This window comes from Acidicapsa ligni (assembly GCF_025685655.1).
Lineage (GTDB): Bacteria > Acidobacteriota > Terriglobia > Terriglobales > Acidobacteriaceae > Acidicapsa > Acidicapsa ligni.
The window spans coordinates 954,077-971,471 of record NZ_JAGSYG010000001.1; the positions used below are offsets into that span (position 1 = coordinate 954,077).

Sequence of the window (17,395 nt, forward strand, 5' to 3'; positions counted from 1 at the left end):
ATGGCTATGAGCACCGACCTTTTCCACGCCGAAACTCCCGTTTCAGATCTGCCATCGATGGATCGCGCATCCGTCCTCCATCCTTCGACCAGCATCGCGGATTTCGCAACCGGCAAAGTCCCCACCACCATCATCGACACCGCTAGCGGCATTCGCATTCGCGATACGCACGGCAAGGAACTGATCGACGCATTCGCAGGCCTCTACTGCGTCAACATCGGCTACGGACGCACCGAAGTGGCCGACGCCATCGCGCGTCAGGCCCATCAAATGGCGTATTACCACGCCTACGCAGGCCACTCCACCGAAGAGCTCATTCGCCTCTCCGATCGCCTCATCAGGATGGCCCCGGCTTCCTCCAATGGCGGCAAGATGAGCAGGGTTTTCTACGGCACCTCTGGCTCGGATGCCAATGAAACCAACGCCAAACTCGTCTGGTACTACCACAATCTCATCGGCAGGCCAAAGAAGAAACGCATCATCGCCCGCGAACGCGCGTATCACGGCAACACCGTGATGGCAGGCTCCATGACCGGCCTGAACTTCTATCACCACTTCATGGATTTACCTGTCTCCGCAATCCTCCGCACCCGAGCGCCGCACTACTACTTCGGCGCTGAACCCGGCGAAACAGAAGAGCAATTCTCCAGCCGCCGAGCCTCCGAACTTGAAGCCATGATCCTCCGCGAAGACCCCGAAACCATCGGAGCCTTTATCGGCGAACCGGTTCTCGGCACCGGCGGCCTCGTCCCGCCACCCGCAGGCTACTGGGCGGCTATTCAGGCCGTATTGAAGAAGTACGAAATCCTGCTCATCGCCGACGAAGTCATCACCGGCTTCGGCCGCACCGGTCGCATGTTTGGATCGCAGCTATACGACATCCAGCCCGACCTCATCACCATCGCCAAAGGCCTCACCTCGGCCTACGCGCCTCTCAGCGGAGTCATCCTCGGCGAGCGTGTCTACAATGCCCTGGAAGCAGGTTCAGCCGAGGCCGGAGTCTTCTCCCACGGCTACACCTACACCGGCCATCCCATCTCCGTGGCAGCAGCCAACGCCAACCTCGATATCCTCGAACGCGAAAACCTGACCCAGAACGCAGCCGAAGTAGGCGACTACATGCTATCCGCGCTGCACAACGCCTTCGACGGCCTGCCCATCACCGGCGAAGTACGCGGCGTAGGCCTCATGCTGGCAGTAGAATTCGTGGCCGATCCCGCAACAAAGCAGCGCCTCAATCCAGAACACAAAGTCGCCTACCGCATCTCCACATTGGCCCGCGAAAACGGCCTCATTACGCGAGCCATGCCCCAAAGCGAAGCGCTGGGTTTCGCGCCGCCATTAGTGCTGACCCGAGCCGAAGCCGACCAGATCGTAGACATCGCCGCAGCCTCCACCCGGCAGGTCATCGAAGAGCTGACGAATGAAGGCAAGCTGGCCTGATAAAAACGCTTCATGAAATGAACCTTATCAAGCCTCGTTATCAGGGCTCGTTGTAGTACCCGGCGTTGGTCAGAACAGTCATGCCCGGACGATTCACCGTAATCTTGATGCTGCGGAACTCGTCCTTGTGCTCCGGCGCGGGTGCCTCGAAATGAATTGTGTAATAAGGCGCATCGGCATCCTTCAGGCAATCTGCAATTTCCGGCCCCAGATACTGAGGGCTGTAATTGAAAACACGTCCGCCACTTTGCGCCGCAAGCACCTGCAATGCAAGATTGCCAAACTCCGCGCGGCTTGAGGACACAGCCGGCTTCAGATAGTCCTTGTACCGGTTCCACTGCAGAGAGTTCCCGCCGGTAATGCGATTCGGATCCATGCTGTAGAGGCTAATGCGAGCCAGGCGCAGGTCCGTCGACATGGTGACAACCTCGTTGAAGAGCGTCTGTAGCTGCAGCGTCGAAGGCGTACTGTTCGACCATGGAAGCAGCGGCCAGCCAGGGCTGAGCCACAGCAGCATTTTGCGTCCCGGCTGTCGGAGCTCCTGCCCTGCAATTGTGGTGAGGGCAGTCAGCGAGAACTGGATACGATCGACATCGCCATAGAAGCCCTGCGAGCGGAGAAATGGGTGAAGCGTCGCGTCGGCATTCTCCACTGCCGTTGCCAAAGCATTTCCATTGCGCGTCACCCCACTGATGGTCTGAACTCCGTTGCCATTCAGCAGCAGGATAGAGATCTGCCGATCCAGCTTGCCATTGTTCGAGCGCAGATACTTCACAAGCTCCTGGCGAACATACGAGACCTCTGTCAGAGAAGTATTGACCGTGTCGATCAGAATGATTGTCTGGACGGTCGGATCGAAATCGCGGCTGGGCATCGGCGTAGCCGGTGCCAGGGACGAAATCTTTCGCGGCTGATTCTCATCCAGCAGGGTGAAATCATTCGCCGTCAACCCGGCTACAGGCTTGCCGTTCTGATCGATCACCCGTACATCGACGCCAATGCTGTGCTTCATCTGGGCATTCGCTGCCTGCTGCCCTTGAATGGTAGCGAGAATCTTGCGAGCGCGAGCCTGCAGTGCAGGATTGGCGGATGAATTACTCGCATCCACAAGCATCTGTTTCGCACGTGTGGAGTTGCTCTCCGCCAGCAGGAAAAGCGCCCGCTCCTTGAATTGCTCCGGCTGATCGCTGTTCAGTACCGATTGAATCTCGGCCAGCGCCTGCGCCTGATCCTTATCCATCAGCGCATCGATCGCATGCAGTTTCGAGTTTTCGTCCTGCGCATCGCCCGTCTGAACCGGCTGATCCTTTCCGCTCTGGATCTCCATCTGCAGTGCATTGCATTCCTTTATCCATTGGCTGCCTGGATAGCCCTGCCGCAGATCGGCGCAGGTCTTCAATGCGCTCTCGGCGTGGCCCTGCTTATTCTGCGCGTATGCCTTCCAGTAGAGCGCTCCCTCACTATGCTCGCCATGCTGCTCGGCAATCTTGCCAAAGATCGATTCCGCGTCTGCCCACCGGCTCTCATGAATGGCCCGTGTACCCTCCGAATACGGGCTGTCCTCCCTGGTATCCGCAGAGAGCAGGCTGCTGTCCGTGCTCGCCTCCAAAGGCAAAAGCGCCTGCGGAGCAACCTGTGCCGCAAAGGATGGAACAGCCACGCCCAGCCTCACAACGAGAACGACCCCGGCCAGTGTTATGAAGAGATGCGAAGTCTTGAGAAAGTTGCTTTTCATGCAGTTCCACCTTGTCTGGAGATAGGTTTGGAGATAGGTCTGGAGATAGCCACGCCATTCTGTCTGCTGTTCCGCACACGCGAACGCAGAACCCTGACTTCAAACAACAGCCCACTCGTATTCATTTCCTTCTGTAAACGTGCAATTGCCGCCTGAGACAATCCATCTGGATTCGCGGCAACCTGCGCCAGCACTCGATCCAAATCATCGAGCGTGATTGCAACCGCCGGACTGGCGGTTGAATAGTTTGGAATAGTCCCAGTCGATGCAGTCGAAGTACTGCTACCCGCCGCACGCAGCCGGTAGCTCTCGTTCTCCGCAAGCAACTGCCGGGCAGTTGTTTGCAGCGCCGGATCGACCGCTGCCTCCTCAGGATGATTGAGTTCCACCAGCAACCGCTCCGAGCGGTCGAGATGGTCGCTCAGCACTAGCAGAATCACGCGCTGCGTAGCCTGTTGATTCGTCGAAGCCCCATTGTCTTTCGCTATTGCCGGGGCACGCTTCTGTTCCCAAAGCCGCCCCGAATAAAAAGCCGCAGCCACAAGAATTGCCGCCGCAACAGCCAAAGCCAGGCTCGCCGTCAGCCCCATTTTCCAGCCGGAAGGCGAAAACAAGCGCCGCCATCCATGCCGTTGCTGCCCCTCATGCGGAACCAGCAAAGGCTGCAGAGACCGCCATACAGCGTCGCCATATTCAGCCCCGCGATCCGGTATTGTCATCGCATCTAATTCCAATGCGAGCCGTGCAATATCCACCATGAGCGCCGCATAGGCATCGGCGCATTCAGGACAAGTCTGAATATGTCCCTTGCACTCGCTCAGCCGCGCGCTTTCGCCGTAATGGTATTGAATGAGTTCGGTTTCACTAAGATGATTCATGTATTCCCCTGCCCCGATGATGACGACGCTTTGAAGTATTCGCCGATGCCAGTCTGCGGCGTAGCTTCTGCACCGCACGAAAGACCGCTTGTTTCGCCGCATTCGGCGCGATGTTGAGAGCTGCTGCAATTTCCGTAGTGGATTGCTCCTCGACGTGCCGCAGCAGAAAGGCAGCCCGCTCCAGCGGAGTAAGCGAGTGCAGGGCAAACATCTGTTGCGCGCCCATCTCACTGCTCAACAGCAACCGCTCCGGATCGGCCGCGGTATCAACTAACTCATCCCCCGGCCCCGTAGAATTTCCATCCCCATCCACTCGCTGCGAACGATCGCGTCCAACCTCCGTCCTGTAGCGATTCGTCAGGTCGTAAGCGCAGTTCACAGCAATGCGATAAATCCAACTGCCAAAAGCCGCATCCTGATGAAACGAAGCCAGCTTCTGATAGCCGCGAAAAAACGCTTCCTGAACGACTTCATCCGCATCCGCCTCATTCTGCGTAATGCGATAAGCCACGCGAAACACCATTGCGCTGTGCTCGACCACCAGCGCCCTGTAAGCCGCCGTGTCTCCATTCAGCACCGCACGGATCACGCTTTTGTCGCTGGCACCCATTCAGCGCATTAGACAGGAAATCTCCAACCCCGGTTAGGGTAAAGTTTGGCGTATGGGAGAGAGTATGGAAAAGATGGCCATTTCGGATAAAGACACCCTGCTCGTAATCGATGTTCAACGCGACTTCTGCGCCGCAGGAGCCCTGGCAATCCCCGACGGGGACGCGGTAGTTCCAATCGTCAACCAGCTCGCGCAACACTTCCGGCACGTCATCCTCACCCAGGACTGGCACACCCCAGGCCATCACTCCTTTGCGGCCTCACACGTGCACAGGCATCCCTACGAAACCATCCAGGCTCCGTATGGCGAACAAACCCTCTGGCCTGACCACTGCGTCCAGGGAACCCCCGGCGCGGACTTCCATCCCGATCTCGACATTCCCCACGCCGAACTCATCCTCCGCAAAGGCTTTCGTCCCAACATCGACTCCTACTCCGCCTTCCTCGAAAACGACAAGACCACGCCCACCGGCCTTGCCGGCTATCTCCGCGAACGAGGCTTTCAGCGCATCTTCCTCGTCGGCCTTGCCTATGACTACTGCGTCCGCTTCTCCGCCGTCGATGCAGTCCGCGCAGGCTTCTCTGCGTTCGTCATTGAAGATGCCTGCCGCGCCGTCGGCCTTCCCGGTTCCGTCGAGGCCACCGGCCAGGAATTCGCAGAACTCGGCGTCAAGCGCATCCAGGCGACCGATATCCAACCTTGTCTTGAATCGAATTTCTCCAGCGCGGGTCTATCATAGTAGTAGAAAATCTCCGGCTATAGCCTCAGCCCAACCGGAGCGGGAACAATCGGTAATAAGGGAGAAATAATGCCGCAACTCATGAGAACGTCCAATCCAGCACTGAGCGACAGCGCCTTCCGCGGACAACCAAACCGCGGCGCACAGGCCATTCCGTATGGAACGCAAGGTCAATACGGCGAGCGCTTTGGCCGTGGTGGAGGTTTCAGCGACATCACCTCGCGCATGACGCTCAACGGCACCATCAACAAAACCGGCATCCTGCTCGTATGCGCCATCGCTACCGCCGGCTGGACCTGGCATCTCTTCATGCAGTCCGGCAACCCGGCAGATGTAGGGCCCTGGCTCTTCGGGGGTCTGATCGGCGGCTTCATCTGCGCCTTGATCACCATCTTCAAAAAAGAGTGGTCGCCCGTCACCGCGCCTGCCTATGCGCTCCTTGAAGGTCTCGCCCTCGGCGGCATCTCTGCGATGTATAACGTGCAGTCCTCGGGCATCGCGATCCAGGCCGTCGGCCTCACCTTCGGCACGCTCTTCGTCCTGCTTCTCGCCTATCGCTCCGGCCTGATCAAGGTCACCGAAAAGTTCCGCCTCGGCATCATCGCAGCCACCGGCGGAGTCGCAGTCTTCTACCTGCTTGAGATGGTGCTCGGCATCTTCGGCATCCACTTCACATCCATCAACGGCTCCGGCGTCATCGGCATCGGATTCAGCCTGATCGTCGTCTGCATCGCCGCTCTCAATCTCGTCCTCGACTTCGACTTCATTGAAAAAGGCGTGCAATACGGCGCCCCCAAATACATGGAGTGGTACGGCGCCTTCGGCATCATGGTCACGCTGGTCTGGCTGTATCTGGAAATGCTTCGCCTATTAAGCAAAGTAAGCCGCAGAAACTAAAACGTCACGAATGAACAAACACCCGAGGTATGCCGTGATCTTTCACGGCATACCTCGGCGTTTTAGAGCCAGTCCAACTCTCTCTTGTGCCTGACTCTGCAGAACAAGCTCTGCATATCCTCATTGTTTATTTCTTGACAGCCCGGCACTTTGTTTTATCATTCCCCTAGAATGTCTACCAAAGCTGACCGTATAGAGCTCTTACAGGGCACACTGGATCTTCTCGTCCTCCGCACGCTTGTTCTCTGCCCGCTGCACGGTCATGCCATCGCGAAAGCCATCGAACGCAACTCCGAAGATGTCCTTCTTGTCGAGCAGGGTTCGCTCTACCCCGCGCTGCATCGGCTTATCAAACGGGGCTGGATCAGCGCACAGGACGGAATATCGGAAAACAATCGTCGTGCCAAGTATTACAAGCTCACAGCCAAAGGCAAAAAGCAGCTCATTGTAGAGACCGGCAAGTGGGAAAAACTCACCCAGGCAATTGCGCAAATCCTCCGCCCCGCGGAGTAAGGAGCACGAATGGACGGAGATCGGCATCTCAACGAGCTGGACCAGGAAATTCGCGACCATATAGATTTCGAAGTCCAGGAAAATCTTGCACGGGGTATGACTCCCGAGCAGGCCCGCACAGCCGCCTCACGAAAATTCGGCAATGTTTCCGCAATCCGTGAAGAAACATACACCGTCTGGCATCGTGTCTGGCTGCAACAGGCTCTTCAGGATATCCGTTACGCACTCCGCCAGCTTAGTCTTGCTCCTGTCTTCACCGTCACCGTCATGCTCACGCTCGGGCTCGGTATCGGAGCAACCACAGCTATCTTTTCGCTGGTTCATGCCGTCATGTTGAGATCGCTTCCAGTCGTCGATCCATCCCATCTCTATCGCATCGGCTCTGGTAATGACTGTTGTTCGACGGGGGCGCTTCAAGGCAACTGGCAGGTCTTTTCCTACTCCCTATACAAACAAATCGAAGCAGCCGCGCCGCAATTCGACAACGTTGCCGCATTTCAAGGCAATGCAGGCGTTCTCAGCGTGCGCGACAGTACTTCCATCTCGCAAGCGCGGCCGCTCCTCGGCGAGTATGTCAGCGGCAACTACTTCCAGACCTTCGGCTTGCAAGCCTTCGCCGGTCGTTTGATTACCAAAGCAGACGATCAGCAGAACGCCACGCCGGTAGCTGTACTCAGCTACCGCTCCTGGCAGCAAAACTACAACTCCAGCCCATCCGTCATCGGAGCGACCTTTAACATTGAGACCCATCCCTTCACCATCATCGGCATAGCACCTCCCGGCTTTTTTGGCGAAACCCTCAGCAGCACACCTACCGAGATATGGGTTCCTCTTCAGACAGAATTTCTCACCGACGGCAAGGATGCCTTCAACCTCATTCCATCGCAGGCATGGCTCCATCTCATCGGGCATCTGCGCCCCGGCGCAAGCATCGGCGGCGTATCCGATGCACTCACTGCAACCCTTCAGCATTGGCTCATTACAGACGCCGATCTTCCACCCCAAAATCGCCCGCGATCCGCAGAGCAACTCACCCGCCAGACCATCCAGATCACGCCCGGCGGCTCCGGCATCGGAACCATGCGCGACGCCTATCAGGACAGCTTGCGGCTACTCTTCGCTCTGTGCCTCGCAGTCCTGCTGATTGCCTGTGCGAACATCGCAAATCTTCTTCTTGTCAGGGGAATCGCGCGTCGCGGCCAGATAGCTCTGCAACTCGCTTTGGGAGCATCGCGTCTGCGCATCCTGCGCCAGGCGCTTACCGAGAGCTCGGTCCTCGCGCTCCTTGGCGGCATCGCTGGCATCGGCCTGTCATGGCTTGGCGCAAAGCTGGTTATAGCCGTGGCCTTTCGTCACTCAACCAGCGTTCCTATCGACGTACGCCCATCCCTGCCTGTACTCGGCTTTTGCCTCGGCTTGTCCCTGCTCACTGGCCTTCTTTTCGGCACTGTGCCAGCATGGCTATCCTCGGCCACGGATCCAATCCAATCCCTTCGCGGAGCCAACCGCGCCACCCACAAAAGCGCCGCACTCCCGCAAAAACTACTCATCGTCTTTCAGTCCGCGCTTTCCGTCGTACTCATCGCCGTAGCAAGTATGCTCACCCACAGCATCCTCAATCTCCAGAATCAGGATCTCGGCTTTGCCACAGCAAACCGCCTCAGTATCCAGATGGAGCCGCCACTCGCGGACTATACTCTCGATCAGCTCAGCCTCCGCTACCGCGACCTGCGAGCTCGCCTCGCGCAACTTCCCGGAGTCCACAACGCCAGTCTTGCACTCGACGGCCCCGTTATAGGCGGCTGGCAAGAAGCAGTCGTCAAACCCGGCGAAGGAATGCCCCGCCTCGATGGATCCGAAAACACCATGTGGAATCGTGTAAGTCCTGGCTACTTCGAAACCATCGGCCTTCCTATTCTCCAGGGCCGAGGCATCCTCGATTCAGATCGTGCCGACACTCGCGGCGTAGTGGTCGTCAACCAGGCCTTCGTCAAAAAGTTCCTCAGCGGCCAGCCCCCTATCGGCAAATACTTCGGCTTTCATCTGCCCGCCTACAGCAATGCGTTTGAAATCGTAGGAGTAGTAGCTGACGCCAAGTCCGGAGACTTAAGCAAGCCGCCACCGCCCATGGCCTTTGGAGCCCTTGCCCAGCACATAATCTATACAGAAGAAATCCTCCAGGCCGATGACAAATGGGATCACTTCATTAACGAAGCACAGCTCTACTACTCCGGCGATCTCGGTACGCTTGAGCCTCGTATTCGTGAAGCCTTCCGGCTCGTCGATCCCAACTTCGCAATCATCGACATTCAGCCTGTACAGCAGCTCGTCGACACGCAGTTTGACCAGCAGCGAGCCGTTGCTCAGCTCAGCGGACTCTTCGGTATCCTAGCTCTCGTTCTCGCCTCCATCGGCCTCTACGGAGTAACCGCCTATACCGTAGCCCGCCGCACTAGCGAAATCGGTATACGCATGGCTGTCGGCGCCAACCGCACCAACATAGCCGCACTCATCTTTCGAGGAGCATTCACACAGGTTACGATCGGCCTCATTCTAGGTATTCCCCTGGCCATTCTCTTTGGAAAACTGCTTGCCAACCGCCTTTACCAGGTCAGCATCCTGGACCCCACAGCTCTCCTCATAGCCATCGGCACACTGATTCTGGGAGCAACTGTAGCGAGCATGATTCCAGCCCGTCGCGCCGCCTCCACCAATCTCATCCAAACCCTGCGCGCTGACTAGCCCACGCACCGACTAGCCTATGCACGACCTCTTTACTCTTCCGACTTAAACAACTGCAGGCTGTAGGCCAATCACTCAGCCCGCAGCGCTTCAACAGGATCGACAGCACTGGTGCGCAATGCAGGCAGATAACTCGCCAGCACCGCCGCAGCAACCAACGCAACCGGCACTGCCAGAAACGTCACCGGGTCCAGCGGACTGATGCCAAACAGCAGCGTCCGCATGAGCTGCATCAGCGCCGCCGCCGCTCCCAGGCCAATCGCAGTTCCCACGCCGGTAAGCACCAGCGCCGACCGAACGAACATCCACACCAGCTCGCTCTTCTTCGCGCCCAGCGCCATGCGAATCCCAATCTCCCGAGTCCGTTGCGAAACAGCATACGAAATCACGCCATAGATCCCGAGAATGCCCAAAGCAAACGCCATCGTCCCCGCAATCGCCAACATGACCAGCGTGAACGAAGTCCGAGCCATCGAGCCGCTGTAGATATCCTGCATCGTACTGACTTCCGCAACCGGCAGATTTGAATTCACCGACCACACCGCCTGTTGCATCTCGTTGATGAAGTCCTGCCTTCCGGCGCGATTGCTGCGTATCGCAAAGTACATCGTGCGCCACACTCCCAGCTTGTCCGAAGCAGTGACATCGTTCATCAACGAAGGCCAGTAGACAGTTGCGGGCGACACCTGGTCCACTCCGTTTTCGCGCACATCCTGAACCACACCCACCACCTCATGCCACGGCTGGCCTGAGAACTCATGGAAGCGCTTGCCGATAGCTGCCTGCGGCGATCCCCAAAGCTCGCGAGCAAGGCTCTCCGAGAGAATGCCGATCGGCCTCACGTTATAGATCTCCGCCCACGTGAAATCGCGCCCAGCCACAAATCGCGTGCCCGCCGTGTGAAAGTATCCCGGCGACACATAGTTGTAGAGGCGCATCGGGGCATTATCGCTTTCGTTCTGCTTGCCTTCGATCAAAATCTCGTCCCAGCTCGGCTCTGCTCCGCTCATGGGAACCGAAGCCACAAAGCCCGTCGACGAAACGCCGCCAATCGCAGCCAGCTTGTCCAGGATGCTGTTCTGAATTCGCACCACCGGCATCGAATCATGCACCAGCGTCTCCGGAATAGAAAGCCTCATCACCTGCAGAGATGCAGGATCAGAGAAGCCCGGATCGACATTGCGCATCGCCAGAAAGGTGCGGATCATCAGCACCGCGCCGATAAGCAGCACCAGCGCCATGGCCACCTGCGCCACCACCAGCACATTGCGTCCCCGCTGACGTTCGCGGCTCACGCTCGCCGTGCGCATCGCCCCCAGCAACGTCGGGCCCTGTCGCGAAGGCACGTATCGGAATACAGGAATAGCGCCGAAGAACAGGCCCGAAAGCACGGAGAGAACCAATGTGAACGCGACAGACCAGCCATCCAGCGAAATCTCGCTCAGACGCGGCAGTTCCCCCGGTCCGATCGTCGTCAACAGACGCAGCCCGGCATACGCCACGGCCACACCCGCCGTTCCGCCCAGCAGGCCCAGCGTAACGCTCTCCAGCAAAAGCCCTCGCGCTATCCTCCATCGCCCCGCGCCAAGCGCCGAACGCACCGCAAGCTCCTGCTGCCGCCCATCGGCACGCACCAGCAGTAGGTTGGCCACGTTGGTGCAGGCAATCAGCATCACCACGCCAATCGTCGCCATCACCACCCAAAGCACCGTCTGGATACTGCCCACCACGGTCTCTTTCAGAGGCTCCAGGGCCGGGGTAATCTTCCAGTTCAGATACCAGTGCGGATCGCTCCCCGCTCCATTCGTCCACGAGTCCATCCACACATTCAGCAGGCCCGCCACATCGGCATTCGCCTGAGAAATCGCAACCCCCGGTCGCAGCCGTGCGATACCGTGATACATAAAGCCGGCGAGATGTTCCTTGACTGGATCGAGACCCGCAGGAACCAGCAGATCGAAGTCGTAGTTCACCACCTTGAACCCGCGCGGCATCACTCCTGCAATCACCCGCGGCTGCGAATCTACGCTGATAGTGCGCCCCACAACGCCGGGGTCTCCGCCAAAGCGACGCTGCCAATAGCCATAACTCAACATCACCCGGCCCAGCCCATGCGGGTCCTGATCGGACTCTGTAAGCCATTGGCCATGCAGCGCGGGAACACCCAATGTTTCGAGAATGCCGCTGGAGATCATCGCCGTGTTGACCTGCTCCGGCTCGGCCAGCCCCGTAATGCTGGCCGTGTTCGAACTCCACACGCCGACAGATTGAAACACGCGGTTGTGCGAAGCAAACGTGAGATACATCGAGGCAGACAACCGCAGCTCTTTACGAAACTCGGCCAGCCCCGGCGCGCCCGGCGCATTCAGGTGCAGCGATACCAGTTGCTCCGGCTCCGGATAAGGCAGCGGCCTCAGCAACACGCTGTTCAGCACGCTGAAGACCGCCGTATTCGCACCAATGCCGATCGCCAGCGTCAGCACCACCGTAATCGCAAATCCCGGCGACCGCCTCAGCCTGCGAAACACATGCTTCAGATCCACCAGCAGAGACTCCAATCTCTGCCACTGCCACACCTCATGGCTCCGCTCTCGCAGGAGTGTCACATTGCCAAAGTCGCGACGCGCCGTTCGTTCAGCCACTTCGCGCGACATACCCACTTCCATCAGTTCATCGACCCGCTCGTCGATGTGCTCCTGAATGGAGACCGAGATGTCGTCATACCTGCGATTTCTAAAGAAGAAGCGACTGAATCGTGACAATCCACACCTCCTATGCCTTGGCTGCGGCAAGCACACGGGCAAAGCCCGCAAACATCCTCTCGAAGCTGACAACTTCGCTTTCAAGATGATGAATGCCCGCAGCAGTGAGCCGATAAATCCGCGTTGGCCTGCCCTTGGTGGAGGTTCCGGCCTGGGCTTCCAGCCAGCCTTCCTTCAACATTCGTTGCAGAGCCGGATAGAGCGAACCCTCCTCCACCTGGAGCAGATCATCGGAAACCTGCTTGATATGCTTCACCAGCGCATAGCCATGCATAGGCTTCAGCTTCAGCGATTGGAGGATCATAATCTCCAGTGCGCCGGGAAAAAGGTCGCGATGTTCAGGGTTCTTCGCCATTGCGGCAATTGTAATGTCAGAATACCTATTTTGAAAATAGGTATTCTCGAGTTTATAAAATAGCCCTTGTTTTGGAAGGCCACGCTTCAGCCGCGCCGCAAACGCAGACCCAGGACGGTAGACTTATCTACCATGAAGAAAATTGGCTTCCTCTCCTTCGGCCATTGGACACCGTCCTCTCAATCGCAAACGCAGTCGGCGGCTGATACGCTCCTGCAATCGATTGACCTCGCCATCGAGGCCGAGCGCCTGGGAATCGACGGAGCCTACTTCCGGGTTCATCACTTTGCGCGACAACTGGCATCCCCGTTCCCATTGCTTGCGGCAGTCGGCGCAAAGACACGCAACATTGAAATCGGCACCGCCGTGATCGACATGCGATATGAGAACCCTCATTACATGGCAGAAGACGCCAGCGCCGCGGATCTCATCTCCGGCGGACGCCTGCAACTGGGAATCAGCCGCGGTTCGCCGGAACAGGTGATCGATGGCTGGCGCTATTTTGGCTACCGCCCGGCAGAGGGTGAAACAGACGCCGACATGGGCCGGCGTCACGCCGCAGAGTTTTTTGAACTGCTACGCGGCAACGGTTTCGCTCAACCCAACCCACGTCCGATGTTTCCAAATCCGCCAGGCCTGCTGCGTCTTGAGCCAAACTCCGAGGGATTGCGGGATCGTATCTGGTGGGGCGCAGGTTCGGATGCGACCGCTGTCTGGGCCGCAAAGCTGGGAATGAACCTGCAAAGCTCAACCCTCAAAGACGACGAGACCGGAGAACCCTTCCACATCCAGCAAGCAACGCAGATCCGTGCCTACCGCGCCGCCTGGAAAGAAGCCGGACACGCTCGCACGCCGCGCGTTTCCGTCAGCCGCAGCATCTTCGCGCTGATCGACGACCGTGATCGCGCCTATTTCGGACGAGGAGACCAGGAAAGGGACAAGATCGGTTTCATCGATCAATCCACACGAGCCATCTTCGGCCGAAGCTACGCCGCCGAACCCGATCTCCTGATCCGCCAACTAAAGGAAGACGAAGCAATCGCAGAGGCCGACACCCTACTGCTAACCGTTCCAAACCAACTAGGCGTCGCCTACAACGCGCACGTCCTGGAAGCAATCCTAACCACCGTAGCCCCCGCCTTGAACTGGCGCTAGATCCCACAACGGGCATTTGCCTTTGCATTTGCCCTTGCAGTTGCAGTTGCTCTTGCAGTTCTGTCTGTCATTCCCGAAGGGAATCTGCTGTTAGCATTTGCAGTTGCTGCTGGCCCTTGCAGTTGCTCTTGCCCTTGCCTTTCTGTCTGTCATTCCCGCAGGGAATCTGCTGTTAACCCCGCCCCTTTCCCTTCCAGCAAAGGTAATCCACCCTCCCCACCTCACCACAACAAACTTTCGCCTTTTCTTCTAGTATTCACCACGCCATTCCTGCTACAATCCGTTCGATAGAACATTGTGAAGCGACTTCCTAAATAGACCTGTCTTTGCCTTCGCTGAAAGGGCCAAGTAGGCCTGGAGCGCGACAGGAGAAGAAAGCATGGCATACGCCGAAGACCGCGCCAAAGCAGTAGAAAGCGCACTCTCACAGATTGAAAAGCAGTTTGGCAAAGGCTCCATCATGCGTCTGGGCGCCAAGGACGCAATTGTGCCCATCTCCGTCATTTCGACCGGATCCATCAGCTTTGACGCAGCCCTCGGCGTAGGCGGCGTTCCCCGCGGTCGCGTCATCGAAATCTTCGGACCGGAAAGCTCCGGCAAAACCACCCTCACCCTGCAGATCATCGCCGAGGCCCAAAAGGCTGGCGGTCTCGCAGCCTTCGTCGATGCCGAACACGCACTGGACCCCATCTATGCCCGCAAATTGGGCGTAGATACGGACAATCTGTTGATTTCGCAGCCGGATTACGGCGAACAGGCCCTTGAAATCACAGAAGCCCTGGTGCGTTCCGGAGCCATCGACGTTCTGGTAGTCGACTCCGTAGCCGCATTGGTTCCCAAAGCAGAACTCGACGGAGAAATGGGCGATTCGCACATGGGTCTGCAAGCCCGTTTGATGTCTCAGGCCCTCCGCAAGCTGACCGGCACCGTCTCCAAGTCGCGCACCTCGCTCATCTTCATCAACCAGATCCGCGAAAAAATCGGCGTCATGTTCGGTAATCCCGAAACCACCACCGGCGGCCGCGCATTGAAGTTCTACGCCTCGGTCCGCGTGGATATCCGCCGCATTGCCGCCGTCAAAGAAGGCGATGTGGTTGTCGGCTCCCGCACCAAGGTCAAGATCGTCAAGAACAAGGTCGCAGCACCCTTCCGCGAAGCCGAGTTCGACATCCTCTACGGTGAAGGCATCTCCCGCGAAGGCGATGTTCTCGATCTGGCCGTCCTGCATAACATCGTCGAGAAGTCCGGCGCCTGGTATAGCTTCGACGGCGAGCGTATCGGCCAGGGCCGCGAAAACGTCCGCACCTTTCTCAAAAACAATCCGGAAGTCTTTACCAAGATGGACTCCCTGGTTCGCACCAAACTCGGCATCGGCGCAGTAGCCAAAGCCGAAGTCCCGGACGTTCCAGCAGACGGCCCCGCCGTGGCAGCTCAAGCCGTCCGCGCTAAAAAGTAAAAGGCATCCCAACCTGCGAACGGCCACCCGCGAAGGTGGCCGTTCGCCATTTGCAATGAATTCCGTGCCGCACTGCTAAAATCCGTGGGGAGCAGCCTCTGTGAATGTAAAAGCAATCTACCCCGGCACCTTCGATCCCCTGACCAACGGCCACCTGGATTTAATCGGGCGCGGTGCCAAACTGTTTACCCAACTAACCGTAGCAATTCTGAATAATCCCATAAAAAACCCGCTGTTTACGGTTGAAGAACGCGTAGAAATGCTGCGCGAATCCACCCGGCAATTAGAAAATGTTACAGTCGCCACCTTCGATGGGCTGATGGTCGATTTTGCCCGCCAGAATGGCGCCACTGCCGTTCTACGTGGAATTCGAGCCATTACGGATTACGAATATGAATTCCAAATGGCACTCATGAACCGGCGGTTGGCTCCTGAAGTAGAAACAGTGTTTTTACAACCGGCAGGGCGGTATTCGTTCGTCAGTTCGCGGATGGTAAAAGAGGTTTTCAGCTTTGGCGGTTCCGTTGAGGGATTGGTGCCTGCAAATGTTTTAAAGCGGCTGCGCGGCCGGATCAAAAAGGGTGAAATTCAGACTTAATGTTCCACGTGGAACAATATTGGATTTTCTATCGTGCTTACTTTGCCCAGCCTCGGTTTTATAACTGAGGCTCAGTCTTGAAATTAACAATCGGCCTTGCAGAAAATTAGGACGTTTTGTGATTCGCCGTCCTGGCAGAGGAAGCCGATCTGCGCTTGGCAAGCCTCGAAGCGCGAAGCCTATCTGCCTCCTGGATGTTATGCGCATTGACGATCGAGCCGATCAGCCCCGGAAAGCGCTGCTCAATCTCGGCGCATCGCGAGGTGTTATGCATCTCGACGCCCTGACGCTCGCCGCGGATCAGCCCTGCTTCCCGCAGCGCCTTGAAGTGCTGGGAGAGCGTTGATTTGGGTATAGTCTTGTCGCTGACAGTCAGAAAGCTGGAACAGTTCTGTGAGCAATTCGCGCCGACGATGTCAGCGTAGATAGCCACTCGAACGGGATCGGAAAGCGCGTGGAGGATTGCTTCCACCGTCACGTCTTCAATTGCGGGGTGAAAGAGGGGCCTCATACCTGATTATCATAGCCCCGAATCTATACATTTATATAGTTCATAAATTCAGAACTATTGAATCCTTGTACTATCGGTTCCCATCTTAACGTGCAGCTACTGATACTGAACCTGCGCAACTCATGCAGTTTCACTTGTCCATCTGATACAGGGAATTTCGAAGGATTTCGTCATGAGCAAACTTACAGGCAAAGTCGCAGTCGTTACCGGCGCATCCAAAGGTATTGGAGCCGCCATCGCCAAGTCACTCGCCGCAGCAGGCGCATCGGTTGTTGTAAATTATGCTTCCAGCAAAGCCGGCGCAGAGGCAGTCGTCGCCGCCATCACAGCGGCTGGCGGAAAAGCTGTTGCCGTTGGTGGAGATGTTTCAAAGGCAGCCGAGGCGGAGGGCATCATCGACGCGGCCATCAAGAGCTACGGACGTCTCGATATCCTGGTGAACAACTCCGGCGTGTACGAATTTGCGCCGATCGGGGACATCACGGAAGACCACTTCCATAAGATTTTCAACATCAATGTGCTTGGCTTGATTCTCGTTACACAGGCAGCGGTAAAGCATCTCGGTGAGGGCGCAAGCATCATCAACATCGGTTCTGCTGTGACCCGGCTTACACCTGCGAACTCCGCTGTTTATACCGGCACCAAGGGTGCGGTAGACGCGATTACCGGAGTCCTGGCGAAAGAGCTTGGGCCTAAGAAAATCCGCGTCAATGCCATCAATCCGGGCATTGTTGAGACGGAAGGAACGCAGAGCGCAGGTTTCATCGGCTCTGAATTTGAGACGCACTTTAATGCGCAGACTCCGCTCGGCCGTACCGGCAAGCCGGAAGAGATCGCTTCAATCGCCACGTTCCTGGCTTCCGATGATGCCGGTTGGATTACCGGTGAGCAGATCATCGCCAGCGGCGGACTGCGGTAAATAGCAGCACTAAATAACAAGGCACTTGAAAGCCCCCTCAATGCGAGCATTGAGGGGGCTTTTCCGTTTGTCCGAGCGTCTG

15 protein-coding genes are annotated in these 17,395 nt (G+C 57.4%); 9 read left to right on the plus strand and 6 right to left on the minus strand.

Annotated elements, in window-relative coordinates; translation table 11 throughout:
• Positions 1-6: 6 nt before the first annotated feature.
• A complete protein-coding gene (locus OHL19_RS03730) occupies positions 7-1,443 on the plus strand; it encodes an aminotransferase (RefSeq protein ID WP_263356241.1) in 1,437 nt (478 codons plus the stop codon).
• Between the two features lie 40 nt (positions 1,444-1,483).
• Here OHL19_RS03730 and OHL19_RS03735 read toward each other — a convergent pair whose 3' ends face one another.
• From OHL19_RS03735 to OHL19_RS03745, 3 genes are read right to left on the minus strand one after another with little or no spacing between them, the layout of a single operon-like run.
• Positions 1,484-3,178, minus strand: a complete 1,695-nt coding sequence (locus OHL19_RS03735) for a VWA domain-containing protein (protein WP_263356242.1) — start codon at positions 3,176-3,178, stop codon at positions 1,484-1,486.
• Positions 3,175-4,056 (minus strand): hypothetical protein, encoded by an 882-nt coding sequence (locus OHL19_RS03740; RefSeq protein ID WP_263356243.1) that lies wholly within the window; start codon positions 4,054-4,056, stop codon positions 3,175-3,177. The genes OHL19_RS03735 and OHL19_RS03740 overlap by 4 nt, the downstream gene beginning before the upstream one ends.
• Positions 4,043-4,666, minus strand: coding sequence for an RNA polymerase sigma factor (locus tag OHL19_RS03745; protein WP_263356244.1), 624 nt, complete (start codon positions 4,664-4,666; stop codon positions 4,043-4,045). Before OHL19_RS03745 ends, OHL19_RS03740 begins: the two co-directional genes overlap by 14 nt.
• Before the next feature lie 64 nt (positions 4,667-4,730).
• Between OHL19_RS03745 and pncA the strand changes: the two genes are divergently transcribed.
• From pncA to OHL19_RS03765, 4 genes are all read left to right on the plus strand, one after another.
• Complete coding sequence (gene pncA / locus OHL19_RS03750) at positions 4,731-5,405, plus strand: bifunctional nicotinamidase/pyrazinamidase (protein WP_317890538.1); 675 nt, start codon at positions 4,731-4,733, stop codon at positions 5,403-5,405.
• 69 nt (positions 5,406-5,474) lie between these two features.
• Positions 5,475-6,302: a Bax inhibitor-1/YccA family protein gene (locus OHL19_RS03755; RefSeq protein WP_263356245.1), complete on the plus strand. Its 828-nt coding sequence runs from the start codon at positions 5,475-5,477 to the stop codon at positions 6,300-6,302.
• Positions 6,303-6,473: 171 nt separating this feature from the next.
• The gene (locus OHL19_RS03760; protein ID WP_263356246.1) at positions 6,474-6,815 is read left to right on the plus strand and encodes a PadR family transcriptional regulator; all 342 of its coding nucleotides are present in this window, start codon (positions 6,474-6,476) and stop codon (positions 6,813-6,815) included.
• 9 nt (positions 6,816-6,824) lie between these two features.
• Positions 6,825-9,557 carry an ABC transporter permease gene (locus OHL19_RS03765; RefSeq protein ID WP_263356247.1) on the plus strand — a complete coding sequence of 911 codons (2,733 nt, stop codon included), beginning with the start codon at positions 6,825-6,827 and terminating at the stop codon, positions 9,555-9,557.
• A 71-nt stretch (positions 9,558-9,628) separates the two neighbouring features.
• Here the strand turns inward: OHL19_RS03765 and OHL19_RS03770 are convergent, their stop codons facing one another.
• Both OHL19_RS03770 and OHL19_RS03775 read right to left on the minus strand, forming a co-directional pair.
• Positions 9,629-12,319 (minus strand): ABC transporter permease, encoded by a 2,691-nt coding sequence (locus OHL19_RS03770; RefSeq protein WP_263356248.1) that lies wholly within the window; start codon positions 12,317-12,319, stop codon positions 9,629-9,631.
• A gap of 10 nt (positions 12,320-12,329) precedes the next feature.
• Positions 12,330-12,674, minus strand: a complete 345-nt coding sequence (locus tag OHL19_RS03775) for a PadR family transcriptional regulator (RefSeq protein WP_263356249.1) — start codon at positions 12,672-12,674, stop codon at positions 12,330-12,332.
• Between the two features lie 132 nt (positions 12,675-12,806).
• Here OHL19_RS03775 and OHL19_RS03780 point away from each other — a divergent pair, with 132 nt between their 5' ends.
• From OHL19_RS03780 to coaD, 3 genes are all read left to right on the plus strand, one after another.
• Complete coding sequence (locus tag OHL19_RS03780; RefSeq protein WP_263356250.1) at positions 12,807-13,829, plus strand: LLM class flavin-dependent oxidoreductase; 1,023 nt, start codon at positions 12,807-12,809, stop codon at positions 13,827-13,829.
• A gap of 379 nt (positions 13,830-14,208) precedes the next feature.
• Positions 14,209-15,285 (plus strand): recombinase RecA, encoded by a 1,077-nt coding sequence (gene recA, locus OHL19_RS03785; RefSeq protein ID WP_263356251.1) that lies wholly within the window; start codon positions 14,209-14,211, stop codon positions 15,283-15,285.
• Positions 15,286-15,385: 100 nt separating this feature from the next.
• Positions 15,386-15,883, plus strand: a complete 498-nt coding sequence (gene coaD, locus OHL19_RS03790; protein ID WP_263356252.1) for a pantetheine-phosphate adenylyltransferase — start codon at positions 15,386-15,388, stop codon at positions 15,881-15,883.
• A gap of 106 nt (positions 15,884-15,989) precedes the next feature.
• On the opposite strand, the gene OHL19_RS03795 is transcribed toward coaD, so the two are convergent.
• The gene (locus OHL19_RS03795; protein WP_263356253.1) at positions 15,990-16,394 is read right to left on the minus strand and encodes a helix-turn-helix domain-containing protein; all 405 of its coding nucleotides are present in this window, start codon (positions 16,392-16,394) and stop codon (positions 15,990-15,992) included.
• A gap of 172 nt (positions 16,395-16,566) precedes the next feature.
• On the opposite strand from OHL19_RS03795, the gene OHL19_RS03800 reads away from it, so the two are divergent.
• Positions 16,567-17,313, plus strand: a complete 747-nt coding sequence (locus OHL19_RS03800; protein ID WP_263356254.1) for a glucose 1-dehydrogenase — start codon at positions 16,567-16,569, stop codon at positions 17,311-17,313.
• Positions 17,314-17,395: the final 82 nt, after the last annotated feature.

Bases quoted from the DNA above. Each gene is read 5' to 3' on its own strand.
- OHL19_RS03730 (WP_263356241.1), top strand. From the start codon at position 7: ATGAGCACCGACCTTTTCCACGCCGAAACTCCCGTTTCAGATCTGCCA.
- OHL19_RS03735 (WP_263356242.1), bottom strand. From the start codon at position 3,178: ATGAAAAGCAACTTTCTCAAGACTTCGCATCTCTTCATAACACTGGCC.
- OHL19_RS03740 (WP_263356243.1), bottom strand. From the start codon at position 4,056: ATGAATCATCTTAGTGAAACCGAACTCATTCAATACCATTACGGCGAA.
- OHL19_RS03745 (WP_263356244.1), bottom strand. From the start codon at position 4,666: ATGGGTGCCAGCGACAAAAGCGTGATCCGTGCGGTGCTGAATGGAGAC.
- pncA (WP_317890538.1), top strand. From the start codon at position 4,731: ATGGAAAAGATGGCCATTTCGGATAAAGACACCCTGCTCGTAATCGAT.
- OHL19_RS03755 (WP_263356245.1), top strand. From the start codon at position 5,475: ATGCCGCAACTCATGAGAACGTCCAATCCAGCACTGAGCGACAGCGCC.
- OHL19_RS03760 (WP_263356246.1), top strand. From the start codon at position 6,474: ATGTCTACCAAAGCTGACCGTATAGAGCTCTTACAGGGCACACTGGAT.
- OHL19_RS03765 (WP_263356247.1), top strand. From the start codon at position 6,825: ATGGACGGAGATCGGCATCTCAACGAGCTGGACCAGGAAATTCGCGAC.
- OHL19_RS03775 (WP_263356249.1), bottom strand. From the start codon at position 12,674: ATGGCGAAGAACCCTGAACATCGCGACCTTTTTCCCGGCGCACTGGAG.
- OHL19_RS03780 (WP_263356250.1), top strand. From the start codon at position 12,807: ATGAAGAAAATTGGCTTCCTCTCCTTCGGCCATTGGACACCGTCCTCT.
- recA (WP_263356251.1), top strand. From the start codon at position 14,209: ATGGCATACGCCGAAGACCGCGCCAAAGCAGTAGAAAGCGCACTCTCA.
- OHL19_RS03795 (WP_263356253.1), bottom strand. From the start codon at position 16,394: ATGAGGCCCCTCTTTCACCCCGCAATTGAAGACGTGACGGTGGAAGCA.
- OHL19_RS03800 (WP_263356254.1), top strand. From the start codon at position 16,567: ATGAGCAAACTTACAGGCAAAGTCGCAGTCGTTACCGGCGCATCCAAA.